Genomic DNA, 12,284 nt, shown 5'->3' on the forward strand with positions numbered 1-12,284 from the left:
CTGAGCCAAGGAAAGGTGGCGAAATCATCGGCCTAGAGACAGTTCACAGTGTGCCCTCTGGTGGTCTAAGCCGTGTGTGGACACGTAGGGAATCGTGGAGCTTACATCGTGCTAGAGGGAATCGATGGTGCTGGCACAACTACGCATAGCAGACTTTTGGCCAAGAATCTGGAAAGGTTGGGATACTGTACGTGCCTGTTCGAGGAACCAAGCAAAGGTGATGTTGGTATTGTCATTCGTAAAATACTTTCACAAGGTCCATTTGACCAGCGTCTTCTCTCACTCCTCTTTGCTGCGGATAGACTAATGCTGCGTAATAGCATAGAGGAGTGTCTCGACAGAGGATGCATAGCCATCAGTGATAGGAGTTGGGTATCGAGCTTAGCCTACCAGAGCTATGATGGATTTCCTGGCTCAGCGTCTCCAGAATGGGTATACGTGGTTAACCGCTATGCTATGCGGCCGGATATATTGATCTTCCTGGATGTTGACCCGGTTATAGCCTACTGCCGGCTTGGCAAAAGGCGGGGTAGTAGAGAGTTACCAGAAAGATTACAAGCGCTACGCGGCCTAGCTAGACGCTATGAATACGTTCTAGAATTAGTGAAAGGAATAATACCTCTTGTTGTGCGTGTGAAGGGTAGTATAAACGGGCGTGAACGTCCGGTGGAGTCTGTCTCAAGAGATATTTTAACTGTTGTTCTTGCAGCGCTTAGGTACTGGGAGTATAACGAAACATAGCGGCTTGGTCTTTAGCACTGTAGTAATAATTATCGTAGCGCAGTAGAGACCCTCATGTCTCATTAAACTGCAACAGATCGGGGGTATTGCAGTATTGAAACAGAGTGACAGACCCAGAGGCGTGGTAACGCTTGATGTTATGCCTCCAGGATCTCGGGGACGGGTAGTACGTATTGAGGCTGGTACGAGGGCACTCCGGCGTATAATAGAGATGGGTATTACACCAGGCACTATTATAGAAGTTGTTGGAAGCTATGGTGGACCAATACTCGTGAGAGTAAGGGGCACTGTGCTAGCGCTGGGCCGTGGTGTGGCGCGAAAAATACTCGTTGAGCCGCTCTAAACGCGGCGAAGTAGTGCCACAAATCCCCCCGTGGATCTCGAGACATGTGGATACATGCGCTGGGCAAGAGGAAGCCATGTACTCCAAACTCCTATGAGAGGCTCTGCTTTCTCCAGTTCTGCTAGCCCCTCCTCAACAACAGTTCTAACTACATCCTCGTTCTCCTCGCGTGTAAGAGTACACGTCATATAGACTACCTTCGAGCCAGGCCTAACGGATTGAAGAATAGCACGTAGACCGTTCTTCTGGAGCTGCTGGAGCCTTTCCACTATACCGGGCCCTGCACGCTCAAGGAATAACCGGGTCTCCGGACTATGACCTAGCCGGCCCATGCTGGTACAGTCGGGATCTACGATGGCAGCTGTAGCAACGCTCTGTCTCAATGGCGGCCTCGTAGCGTCACCGGCTACAAGATCGACTATCGCCACGCCCTGTCTTCTGAGGAGACGCTTCTCATCCATGAGACGACGTGGTGATATCTCCACAGCTACCGCGACCCTAGATCCGTTCCTCCACATAACGTGGGCCAGCTTATTCCCCGGAGCACTGAAGGCGTCGAGAACAGTATCTCCAGGGTCTCCGATGACATGAGCTGCGAGTGTTGCAGCCCTATCCTGTATATAGAAGAGTTCTGGGTCTAGTCGTGAAGGTGCGCCGGGCTCCACCTCGACAGCCTCGACTACATCATCAAGTACAGGGTCTGGTCTTGCGCGTATCCCAGCTCTAGACAATAGCTCGAGAGCCTGGTCTAGAGCGAGTCTTCTACGGTTGAACCGTATCCACATTGGTGTTGGCTCCTGGAGGCTCCGGAGAAGTGCTTCGATGCCTCCAGGGGGGTCTAATTCTGAAAGTTTCTCTACCACCCAGAGCGGCAGACTATAGAGCACTGAGAGCTTCTCCGACCCCTTTAGCCCGGAGACTATATCTTTTGGCTCAGTTTCTCGAAGGCACTCTACTATGCTTCGAGGAAGTCTCGTTGATTCTACGATACGATCAGACGGCACAACGTCGCGTCGGAACATCGCCTCATACGCTCCTACTAACGGAAGCCAGCCTTCGGGGCGACCACGCAGCTGGCCGCGATAGCCACAGTAGCGGAGTCCACGTCCGAGAAGCCGATAATTGCGGAGAACACCCAGGCATAATGCGTTGAGAAGACCACGGGGAACCCTCGGACGGAGCGCCTCTACTACATAGCGTAGCGAATAGAGTTTAGCCTCGACTCGGCTGAGTACCATTGCACAGACATGTTCGACGCTCTGCAGCACTCATCCCCGTGTAGGCTGTTATAGCGAAGATAGCAGCCCCCTATCAGCATAATACCCAGTCCAGTCACACGTTGATGCTCACTCGGGGAATTTCAGAAAACTAGTGACTGTACATGAGCCGAGGAGCTTGTCCAGAAAGGGGCGCATGATATGGGCTATCGTGTATTGATCATCGGCGGTATAGGCTATCTAGGCTACAATCTTGCCTTTGAACATAGTAGTGGAGGCGATGTTGTGTACATTGCAGCTAGGAAATCTAGTGCACAACGCCGTCGTAGACTATTTGACGAACTCAAGCAATTGGCGGAAAAGGTGCTCCTAACGTCTACTCTCCAAGATCCAGCAGACATACAAGGAAGCATTGATAGCATAGGATGCCCGGACATAGCCTACATGGCTGTAGGTAAGTTGACGGGAAGACCGGAGGAACTAATGGAAGCAAATGCAATTATACCTAAAAAGTGGGCTGAAGCATTAGCCCGTCGTTGCAGTAATACACTGTACGTTTACATTAGTAACACGCTTGCTGTAGGCGATGCTGGCGACTGTGCAGAAAACAATCACGTAGCCGAGGAACACCAACATCTCAAAGGCTGTCGTCCTGTTGGCCCGCACAGTAGATCCAAGATGGAGGGTGAACGCAACGTAATGAACATATGTCGGCGTACTAGGCTAAGCGTTGCAATACTCCGGCCAGGTCTTCTTGTGGGACGCTGGTGCTATCACGAGGAGTGGCGTCTTCTATACCGGCTCGCCAAGCTACACATAAGGCTCCGGGGTGGCCCCATCCTACATGCCACCCCTGCACGCGACATCGCGGTGGCCTCGAGAATACTACGAGACCGTATGGGGGACAAGCTCTGTGGCTGGTTCTATGCCACGCCGTGGCGTGGTGATTTAGGTGAACTACATGAGATGCTGCTCCGCCATCTAGGCGTCAAACATTATATTCCTCTTCCTGTGCCCCGGCCTCCTCGCGGTAAAATGCCTAGCTTCTTCAAGGTGCTAGCAGAGTATAGTGCCCAGCAGCACTTTGTCTTCAAGCCTCGCGCACTGGAGGTTTTTGGCATGGAATGGCGTAACATCGACGAGGCAGTACGTGAAGCAGCTGAATGGCTCAAAAATTACATGGGGAAGAAGCATTAGAGTCTAGCTGGTAGAGACAAGTAGTAGAGAGGACGGTGAAGCCTTGCGGGAGCAGGTTCGTCCAGAGGAACTAAGCTACGGGGAAGGTGCCTATCTGGTTAAACTAGCGCGGCAGAGCGTAGAATACTACTTCCGGCATGGTAAAAGAATGCCTGTCCCCAGTGATGCCCCGCCTAAGCTTCTCCGGCCAGGAGCAGCTTTTGTAACAATAACTACATACTATGGCCCGGAGTCTCGAGAACTACGGGGATGTATAGGTTATGTACAGCCCGTAAAGAGTCTAGTCGAGACAGTAATAGACGTAGCAATAGAGGCTGCGTTTAATGACCCTAGGTTTCCTCCCCTCAATCAAGATGAGTTAGCCAGGGTGACTTTCGAGGTCAGCGTCCTAGGCCCTCTAGAGCGGCTACCCCGTGAGCCCGCTAAAAGACCAGGCAGCTTCACGATAGGCCGCCACGGTCTAGTGGCGAGGCGTGGATTCTTCCAGGGTCTGCTCTTACCAGAAGTGCCGGTAGAGTATCTCTGGGATGAGGAGACATTTCTCGCAGAGACATGTGTTAAGGCTGGTATGCCACCTAGCTGTTGGCTCGACCCCGAAACGGAGTTCTACAGATTCAGTGGTCGTGCATGGCGTGAGAAAATACCCCTGGGCGAGATAGAGGAGCGCGACCTAGCAGAGGAGTATCAGCAGTTACTGCAGCGTTATCTTCGCGGGTAGCTGTCTCCGGATCCCCTCGGAGAATATAGGGGTCGGTCGGAGCGCTAGCTCTTCTCTGGTGGCAGAGTATTGGCTAGGAGGCAGCGCCGGCAACAAGTAGTAGCGCCTCCAGCCCTCACAGTAGAGGGTGCAGAGCTGTATCTCATATCAATACGGCCGGTCTATGCTTATCAGATATTCCGCTCGCGGAAGAAGTTTGAGCTACGTCGTAACGCGGCTGGCAGGATACCAGAAGGCGCAGTAATGGTTGTTTATGCATCGGGAAATGTTAGGGCGATTATAGGCGAGTTCACGGTTGGCAACGTCATAGAGGGTACGGCAGAGCAAGTATGGCGCAGAGTAATGGAGCAGCCAAACTCTGGCGTAGGCGGTGATGCGTGGCACTATATACGGGGCGCCCAGCGGGCTATGGCGCTCGAGGTCCAGAACCCGGTTCTCTACCCCCGGCGGGTCACATTGGAGGAGATACGCAGGGTTATCCCGGGCTGGAACCCACCGCTGAGCTACAAGCAGCTGCGCGAGGGCGAGCCTGTCTACGAGCTCATAATACGCAGGCTCCGCCGCCTAGCCGGCCTCGAGCCGGACTACGAGGCGGAAGAGACGCTTCTAGAGGCTTAGCGGCGCGAGTGTATCTCTACTATATCGCCGTCCTCTAGCACGTGGTCTAGGCCGACTCTCTCTCCAGGATACTTGGCTGAGGGTCCCCACACCTTGGCGTACTCGAAGTATTCTAGCAGGTCGCTATGTATCTTTGTTGCGAGATCCCTTACCGTGGCTCCGCGTCGTAGTACTACAGGTGTCTTGCTAGGCTCGCTGTTAGGCCTTTTAGTGTAGACTCTGATTATGTCAAGGCGGCGGAACAGTAGCTCGCCTAGTTTGTCAAGGTTATAGCCCGTCCGCGCCGAGACTGGTAGTAGCCAGACACTCTTCTCGCGCTTCTCTGCCAGGTACTCGTAGAGCCGGCGGTACCTCTCAGCAGCGCCGGGTACGTCGGCCTTGTTGGCTAGGACTATGGTGGGTCGGTAGACGCTGCTCCTGAGCACAGCCATCTCGATATCGTCGAGCGTGACTTCGCCCTCTACGTAGACCTTCGCCCTGTATATCCGGTAGCGAGCTAGAATCCTTTCAACATCCTTCACGGTACCATCCACGATCCTACCGGTGCCCAACACTTGTACGCCGTGTTCACCTCCCTTCTCTATGCGCACTGTGCCCCGGGGCTTCTCTATGAACACACCATGCTCTGCTAGGATGTCTCGTACTCGCTTGTACTGCTCTAGTGCGTCCTCCTCAAGGCTCACCACTATAATCACAGCGTCAGCGTTACGCGCTATACCGGCTATACGGGGTATATACTGGGGTGCATCCTCGGAGAGCGGAGGCGTGTCCACTAGCTGGAAGTAGATATCCTTGTAAGGCAGCATGCCGGGAACGGGGAGAGTAGTAGCAAACGGATAGTCGGCTACACGTGTACGCGCCCCAGTAAGCCTGTGTACCAACAGGCTCTTCCCTGCATTAGGCGGCCCTATGACAGCTATCTGGGCGGCCCCCTCCTTCTCGATGAATATTCGTGGCCCGCCGCCACCCTTTCTCTTCCTCTTCTGCTCCTCTAGCTCCTCACGCAGCTCTGCAAGGCGTCGCTTAGCCCACAGTAGAAGATTCTCCACGCCCTTATGCTTTGGAACAGCCGAGAGGAACTCCTCCAACGCTTGTATCTTCTCCTCAATGGTCTTGGCCTCAGAGTACTTTGCCAGCTTAGCTTGCGCCTCTGGCGGCAGATTGGCTGGCATAGCTGTGCTACCCTCCCCTCTATCCCCGCGCCCTTGATCCTAGCCGGTACATCCTAAGGCTGTTAGAGGCCTATATCCTCTGACGTTTAGGAGGCTATGGCTCCCCAGAGAGTTTATAGAGAGATAAGAGTACAACCCTCCCGGCGCGGAAACCTGGTGGTAGACAAGCTATGGCACGCCGGCAGCGCAGGAAAGCTATAGCAATAGCCATGGCTGGCCTCTTCATAGTAATCCTCTTCCTTGAGCTTATAGCGATATTCTCACCAGCATTACTAGGTATATTCCGGGGCAATGCGCATCACTATAGTGTTGTTGTATTTGCGCCTCCAGGCATGGAGCAGCAAGCAATGCAGGTAGCTAAGGATGTGGCTGAACGCCTCGGCGTCAAGGAGTACCGGGTCGAGCCAGTAGATACCAATACCACTTCAAAGCTAATGTCTATAGTGTTATTTGACAATGATGAGCCTGTACTAGTGCTATTCGCGAATGGAGTCGAAGGTGTTGGTGAAGTAGTCTATCAAATAGCATCACAGATGCTGCCTCGGGTACCCAGCAATGCTACACTGCTATACGCGGGTAGCGCGGGAGCCTTCTTACTGCCCAAGAACGCGACACTAGTAGAGGATTTCGTCAAGAGTGTTATAGCGTCACCATTACCTCAGAGCAACACCACGAATACCACAGAGGCTAACATGACACAGAGCTAGTAGCGAGGGAAATGATAAGATAGTGTGAGCTACACCACAATGGTTATTCGTGCTTAGTCCTTTATGCCGTCTCGGCCTAGCTCTAAGGTTAGTCCCTGTAGACGACGAGGTTATGGACGGACATGAGTAGAGATAGGAGTGACGATCTCTCTAGGCTCCGTGAGCGCGTACTCTATACGGAGAGCTTATCCAGGCTGCTCCTATGGCTAGCAGCGCCCCTCATAGTGTCTGGAAGCGTTGAGGCCCTATACCAGATTGTAGATACGTTCTGGTTATCACGGTTGGGTAGCGCAGCTCTCGGCACGCCCATTGTGTCGTGGCCCTACCGCGGTATACTCGGGAGCATAGGATTTGGCTTAGCTAGCTCGATCTCAGCCCTAGCAGGCCAGTATATAGGCGCTAGGCGCTTTGACAGAGCTTCACGTGTCGTGGGAAGCGTTCTCGGCATCCTACTGGCCTTCGGCATACCAGCCTCATTAGTTCTCGTCGCTGGCCTCAACCTATACTTGGAAGCCATGAATGTCCCCGCGGATATACGCCCGCTCGCAGCAGTATACATAACGGTGACAGTGCTAACGATACCGCTGACATACATATACCTAGTATTCACTTTCGCCCTAGGAGCAGCAGGGAACACGAGGACACCCACAAAGATAAGCATAGCCTCGACCCTGACGAACGCAGTACTCGATCCCGTGCTTATCTTCTGGGCCAACATGGGCGTGCTTGGTGCAGCGCTTGCCACAGCTGCAGCGAACGCTCTCTCGGCTAGCTACGCGGTGTACAGCTTCGCTACAGGACGGCACGGTTACCACATAAGGCTGAAGGACCTCGTGCCCGAGAAGAACCTCCTACCGACAATTGCTAGGGTCTCTGGGCCGCTCGTAGCCCAGAGGCTTGGCACGAATCTAGGCTTCGTATTCATGGTCAGGATAATCTCCGGGCTTTCAACCCCGGTAGTAGCGGCCTACTCTATAGGCCAAGTGATACTAAACATAGACCACGTGATAGTAATGCCGATGGTGCGCGCCACGGGTATCGTTGTAGCTCAAAGCCTTGGGGCTGGTATGACCCGGCGGAGCCGCAGCACAGTACTAACTGGGGGGTTAATCATATCCGGCGCAACCCTAGTCTACATAGCTTTCCTTCTACTCCTACGTGACTGGTTCATATCTCTATTCACTACTGACCCTCAAGTAGTGGCAGCAGCAAGAAACATGCTGACAATATTTGCGCCCAGCATCATAGGCTTCAACATGTTCATGCTAGCGAACGTTGTAGCGAGGTCAAGTGGGCACACGGTATTCCTGTCGCTGCTAGGCATAGCTAGACTCTGGTTGTTCCGGATACCATTATCATGGTTGCTCGCATACCGCCTAGGACTTGGCGACCGTGGACTCTGGACAGGTATGGCCCTTAGCAACTATGTGACAGGAGTTCTAGCAGTAGCCTGGCTTGCACGAAGAGACTGGGCCAGAGCAGTAATAGAAGAAACAAAAACCGTCGCAACACCAGGCATAGGCGGCAAGTGATTACAACAATACAATGCTCATGTGCTAATAAGATGGATTAATGCAGCAAGGCAATATATAACTAACAAAATAGAAGCTGTCATTGCGTAGAGGTTGACTGCAATATATCTAATAACGAGATACTGCTAGTTCTTACCTTAGAATAAGCCACGTAGTTTAGTAATGAAGGGTGTAGCTAGGTTGAACACAGCGCGTGCATCCTTCCTTGCACTCGCATTTGCTCTTGTAGCACTCTTATCCATAGCGTCAATCAGCTACACTCTCTATAAGAATGTAGAGGTTCTATCTATACGTGTTACCAATATCGAGGAAGCAAACAAGTACCTCAATAACAGCATGGGAGAAGTATTTTGGAAGCTCGAAGAAATGACGACACATATTAAGAAGATAGACGAGAAGCTCGCAGAACTAGAGAATAATATATACAATGTGAATGAAGATATGCGAGCCTCAATAGAAGAAGTAAAGAACAGCTTAGAAGCAGCATTGGCTGGTATAAGCAAACAAGTATACAGACTCGCTGAAACCATAACGGCTATGAGAAACCAGGTAGAGGTACTCCAAGAGAAAGTAATCGAGCTAGAGAATTCTGATAGAGTGTCCTCTGAAAGGATTAACAACATATATCAAAAGCTCTCAGAACTAGAGAGACAGATCACCGACCTTGCAAAAAGACTTGACAACCTAGAACAAGAGGTAGCAAGACTGGAGGAACAGGCTGGCGAAAATGCCGGAAAAATCACGGACCTCGAAAACCAGTTATCAGTTATCCAGTCTCTATTGTCCAGCCTCGAGCAGGCAGTTGCGACACTCCAAAACGTGGCCAAAGACCTGGTAGAGCGCGTAGAGGCCCTCGAGTCCGCTAACGCTACTATAACCGGTGGTGGATCCACCACTACAGCTGTCGCTAACGAGACTACAACGAAGATGTTTAAGTGGCTTATACTAGTCTACATGGCTGCTGACAACAATCTAGAACACTACGCGATAAAGGATATCAACGAGATGGAGGAAGTAGGCTCGACCAGCGACGTGGCAGTCGTAGTACTCGTAGACAGGGCTAGGGGCTTTGACGACAGTAATGGAGGTTGGACAGGCACCCGTGTATACCTAGTTACAAGGGATAACGACCCGGATACTATAGGGTCGCGGCTACTTTTCGACCTGGGCGAACAGAGTACTAACGACCCGCGCTTATTACGCTGGTTCGTAGAAAACATGACTGCTATGTTTCCAGCTGAACACATCTTGCTTATTCTCTGGAATCATGGTGCCGGTATACTAGGCGGGTTCGCGGTAGACATGGATTCTAGCCTTGGCAACAAGACTATGGACGTTGTTGAGATTGCTAATGCACTCCGTGGCCTCGACATAGACATTATAGGGTTTGATGCATGTCTCATGGGAGGCTATGAGGTGGCCTACTACCTCCAGTCGGTTGGCAAGGTGATGGTAGCCTCGGCTGACACTGAGCCGGTAGAGGGTTGGCCCTACAAGGATATACTGGGGTACATAGCGGCGAACCCTGATGCAGACGTAGCCGAGGTAGCTGCAAGAATAGTGCAGCTCTACGGCGAGAGTCTGACTGAATACAATATGCCGGCCACACTCATAGCGCTAAACCTAACATCTCTACAGAGCGTGAACGAGGCTATAGCAGCCCTTTCCTACCACACCTATACGCCGGAGGACGTCTGGGCTCTAGCCCGCGCCATGGATGCAGCAGTGATGTACCCGCTCTCCGACCAGTACATGCTATTCCTAATGGGTGTAGCACAATACGGCTACATAGACCTCTACAACGCCCTCGCTATAGCAGAGCAACTGGCAACCCAGTATACAAGAGGCGTAATAGAGCAGCTAATGGGAGTGTTAGAGAACGCTGTGATAGCCAGCTACGTTGGTACGGAGTCGCCGGAGGTGCTCGGGCTCTCAGCTATAGGCCGTGAGTCGCTCTATTCAATGACAGCAGAACTGTATAACAAGACGCTGTGGGAGGCCCTCGCGACTCCATGGAGCAGTCTAGTAGACAAGGTCGATACAATACTCCTGCAAGACCATGAGCCGCCGCGCGCCTCTGCGAACGTCGTCGAGACCCCTGAAGGAATGGAAGTGAATGTTAAAGTGGAGTCGCAGGATGTCTCGAACTTGTATCTAGAGATACGGGATAGTAGAGACAATGCTACACTCAGTATAGTGTTGCTCGCGCCTAGTACCGGTATAGAGATTGGAGACGAGTATATACCGGTGTGGTTGAACGGCTCAGAGTCGAGCTATGTGTGGAGTGGCGCTGTGTACCAGCTTGTATTTAGTGGGACCGTGTATCCCTCGACGGTGGTGATTGACACGGCTACGGGGCTAGGCATAGTACCTGGTATATACCGGGGCGGTCCGCTAGACTATGCAGTCCCGGCGGTCATGTTCTTCAACTTGTCCACGGGAGAACCGCTCTACGTGGTAGATGCGGAAAACGCGCTACTGGTAGAGCTGACTGAGACCTCTGAGTTCCTTCCGCTGCTATTGACGCCTATGGGCTGGAGTCATACGAGCGGGTTCCTCCCGGTAGAAGGCCTCCGGCTAGAGCAGGTAGCCCCAAGCGACCTGGGCGCGGGGCTAGATGTCTACCTCGTTGCGGTAGACCTCGCGGGCAACTTCGCCGAGGAACTATTGTACAGCACAACGTAGAGGTCCCGGGCCCTGTCTCTTGGATCCTCTACCCTCTTCTCTTCCACGTGTAGGAGTGCTCTAATATGAAGTAGGCGGCATCGAGTAGGTCTTTTGCCACGTAGTCGGCCTCCTTGACGACACGCTCGTCGTGCGGGTTCACTGCTATGGCTAGGCACGCCTCCCTCATGCCTCGGAGGTCCCAGTAGCTATCGCCTACGAAGGCTACCTCTCTCATACTGTAGCCTAGCCGGCGCGCTAGGGACAGTACTGCGCGGTCCTTGCGGTCGGCTTCTAGCCGTGGCTCGCCCCCAGGGACGAGGCGGCCCCAGGGGTCGAAGGATAGTACTGGTGAGACCCAGTAGCGGATGCCGAGCTCCCTCGCGACGCGCGAGACAAGGACGTCTACGCCGCCGCTGACAAGGGCGGACTCTATTCCGGCTTCTCTGAGGATGTGTATAGCCTCGTAGGCGTCGCGGTTGATAGGGACCTCGGAGAATAGCTGCTCGAGGTCCCACCGAGTTATGCCGGGTACTGCTTCTACCCATGCAAGCGTGTCGAGGAACATCCACTCCCAGTAGCCTATCCTGCCCTCCATGAACAACCGATAGTTTAGGCTGCTCTCAGCGGTGGTGCCGACGCGCTCGTGAAGATAACCCCAGCTGCTACGTATAGGCACGATTACCCCGTCCACGTCGAAGGCTACGAGTCTTATACGGCACCGGCCCGGATCATGCAACCCACTAGCCCCTCTAGGCCTCTGCACCCAGGCGTACTGCTCTATGAGGCTGCCGCTAAGCGTATCAAGGAGGAAGTCCCGGGGCTCCTTCTCCGGGGAGGCGCATAGCGGCTATGAACCCTCTGTTGACCGTCCTGGTTCTCATTCTCGCCCTAGCCCAGACGCCAGCAGTCTCGGACGAGCCTGCTACGCCAGTGCCCGGCGACTACGCTGTATACCAAGTCGAGACGAGCACTGGGCTAAGAATGCGCGTGAGAGTAGACATCCTCGGCTCTGATGAGCAGAGCATCCTAGTGGAGACCAGGGTGCTTGAGGCTCAAGGCCTGCATGACCCCCTAGCTAGACTGATTGTAGGAGGGCTAGAAGGTAGATACACTATACCACGCGATAATAAAGCAAACCTGGCTAGGACGCTAATGCTGGGCTCAGGGGCGGGACTACTCTACGTAGAGCCAACTAGCCTGCCCGACGGAGGAGTCATGAGGCTCACCCTCAACATGATGGGGGCGGAGCTAGTAGTCGAGGCCTCGTGGAGCCCCGAAAACGGGTGGCTACGCAGCCTAACAGCGAGCATCAGTGGCCTCTACCGGCTAGTAGTCAAGCTCGTGGAGTCTAGCTTCATGCAGGCCTCGTAGG

Annotated in this window: 12 protein-coding genes; 9 read left to right on the forward strand and 3 right to left on the reverse strand. The window is 53.2% G+C overall.

The window, feature by feature from the left end; genetic code table 11:
* Nucleotides 1-72: 72 nt before the first annotated feature.
* A complete protein-coding gene (tmk, locus tag Pyrde_RS00845; protein WP_082419371.1) occupies nt 73-741 on the forward strand; it encodes a dTMP kinase in 669 nt (222 codons plus the stop codon).
* A gap of 94 nt (nt 742-835) precedes the next feature.
* Nucleotides 836-1,084, forward strand: coding sequence for a FeoA family protein (locus Pyrde_RS00850; protein ID WP_231656762.1), 249 nt, complete (start codon nt 836-838; stop codon nt 1,082-1,084).
* On the opposite strand, the gene Pyrde_RS00855 is transcribed toward Pyrde_RS00850, so the two are convergent.
* Entirely contained in the window at nt 1,081-2,352 is a 1,272-nt protein-coding gene (locus Pyrde_RS00855) for an RsmB/NOP family class I SAM-dependent RNA methyltransferase (RefSeq protein WP_055407401.1), read from the reverse strand. The two genes, Pyrde_RS00850 and Pyrde_RS00855, sit on opposite strands and share 4 nt — an antisense overlap.
* A gap of 150 nt (nt 2,353-2,502) precedes the next feature.
* On the opposite strand from Pyrde_RS00855, the gene Pyrde_RS00860 reads away from it, so the two are divergent.
* The 3 genes from Pyrde_RS00860 to Pyrde_RS00870 all read left to right on the forward strand — a co-directional run bounded on the left by Pyrde_RS00860 (nt 2,503) and on the right by Pyrde_RS00870 (nt 4,834).
* Complete coding sequence (locus tag Pyrde_RS00860) at nt 2,503-3,498, forward strand: NAD-dependent epimerase/dehydratase family protein (protein WP_082419372.1); 996 nt, start codon at nt 2,503-2,505, stop codon at nt 3,496-3,498.
* Nucleotides 3,499-3,541: 43 nt separating this feature from the next.
* Nucleotides 3,542-4,216 carry an AmmeMemoRadiSam system protein A gene (gene amrA, locus Pyrde_RS00865; RefSeq protein WP_055407405.1) on the forward strand — a complete coding sequence of 225 codons (675 nt, stop codon included), beginning with the start codon at nt 3,542-3,544 and terminating at the stop codon, nt 4,214-4,216.
* 69 nt (nt 4,217-4,285) lie between these two features.
* Nucleotides 4,286-4,834 (forward strand): ASCH domain-containing protein, encoded by a 549-nt coding sequence (locus tag Pyrde_RS00870; RefSeq protein ID WP_055407407.1) that lies wholly within the window; start codon nt 4,286-4,288, stop codon nt 4,832-4,834.
* On the opposite strand, the gene Pyrde_RS00875 is transcribed toward Pyrde_RS00870, so the two are convergent.
* On the reverse strand, nt 4,831-6,006 hold the full coding sequence (locus tag Pyrde_RS00875) for an OBG GTPase family GTP-binding protein (RefSeq protein ID WP_055407409.1): 1,176 nt from the start codon (nt 6,004-6,006) through the stop codon (nt 4,831-4,833). The two genes, Pyrde_RS00870 and Pyrde_RS00875, sit on opposite strands and share 4 nt — an antisense overlap.
* 170 nt (nt 6,007-6,176) lie before the next feature.
* On the opposite strand from Pyrde_RS00875, the gene Pyrde_RS00880 reads away from it, so the two are divergent.
* The 3 genes from Pyrde_RS00880 (at nt 6,177) to Pyrde_RS00890 (ending at nt 10,930) form a co-directional block, all read left to right on the forward strand.
* On the forward strand, nt 6,177-6,713 hold the full coding sequence (locus Pyrde_RS00880; protein ID WP_055407411.1) for a hypothetical protein: 537 nt from the start codon (nt 6,177-6,179) through the stop codon (nt 6,711-6,713).
* 122 nt (nt 6,714-6,835) lie between these two features.
* On the forward strand, nt 6,836-8,245 hold the full coding sequence (locus tag Pyrde_RS00885) for an MATE family efflux transporter (RefSeq protein ID WP_055407413.1): 1,410 nt from the start codon (nt 6,836-6,838) through the stop codon (nt 8,243-8,245).
* 180 nt (nt 8,246-8,425) lie between these two features.
* Nucleotides 8,426-10,930: a clostripain-related cysteine peptidase gene (locus Pyrde_RS00890; RefSeq protein WP_197272692.1), complete on the forward strand. Its 2,505-nt coding sequence runs from the start codon at nt 8,426-8,428 to the stop codon at nt 10,928-10,930.
* A 28-nt stretch (nt 10,931-10,958) separates the two neighbouring features.
* Here Pyrde_RS00890 and Pyrde_RS00895 read toward each other — a convergent pair whose 3' ends face one another.
* Nucleotides 10,959-11,648, reverse strand: coding sequence for an HAD-IB family phosphatase (locus Pyrde_RS00895; protein ID WP_055407417.1), 690 nt, complete (start codon nt 11,646-11,648; stop codon nt 10,959-10,961).
* Nucleotides 11,649-11,761: 113 nt separating this feature from the next.
* Between Pyrde_RS00895 and Pyrde_RS00900 the strand changes: the two genes are divergently transcribed.
* Nucleotides 11,762-12,283, forward strand: coding sequence for a hypothetical protein (locus Pyrde_RS00900; RefSeq protein ID WP_143522183.1), 522 nt, complete (start codon nt 11,762-11,764; stop codon nt 12,281-12,283).
* Nucleotide 12,284 lies beyond the last annotated feature (1 nt).

The organism is Pyrodictium delaneyi (assembly GCF_001412615.1).
Classification (GTDB): Archaea; Thermoproteota; Thermoprotei_A; order Sulfolobales; family Pyrodictiaceae; genus Pyrodictium; species Pyrodictium delaneyi.

Coding starts and splice junctions, on each gene's coding strand:
- Pyrde_RS00875 (WP_055407409.1), bottom strand. CDS start 6,006: ATGCCAGCCAATCTGCCGCCAGAGGCGCAAGCTAAGCTGGCAAAGTAC.
- Pyrde_RS00900 (WP_143522183.1), top strand. CDS start 11,762: ATGAACCCTCTGTTGACCGTCCTGGTTCTCATTCTCGCCCTAGCCCAG.
- Pyrde_RS00860 (WP_082419372.1), top strand. CDS start 2,503: ATGGGCTATCGTGTATTGATCATCGGCGGTATAGGCTATCTAGGCTAC.
- Pyrde_RS00880 (WP_055407411.1), top strand. CDS start 6,177: ATGGCACGCCGGCAGCGCAGGAAAGCTATAGCAATAGCCATGGCTGGC.
- Pyrde_RS00885 (WP_055407413.1), top strand. CDS start 6,836: ATGAGTAGAGATAGGAGTGACGATCTCTCTAGGCTCCGTGAGCGCGTA.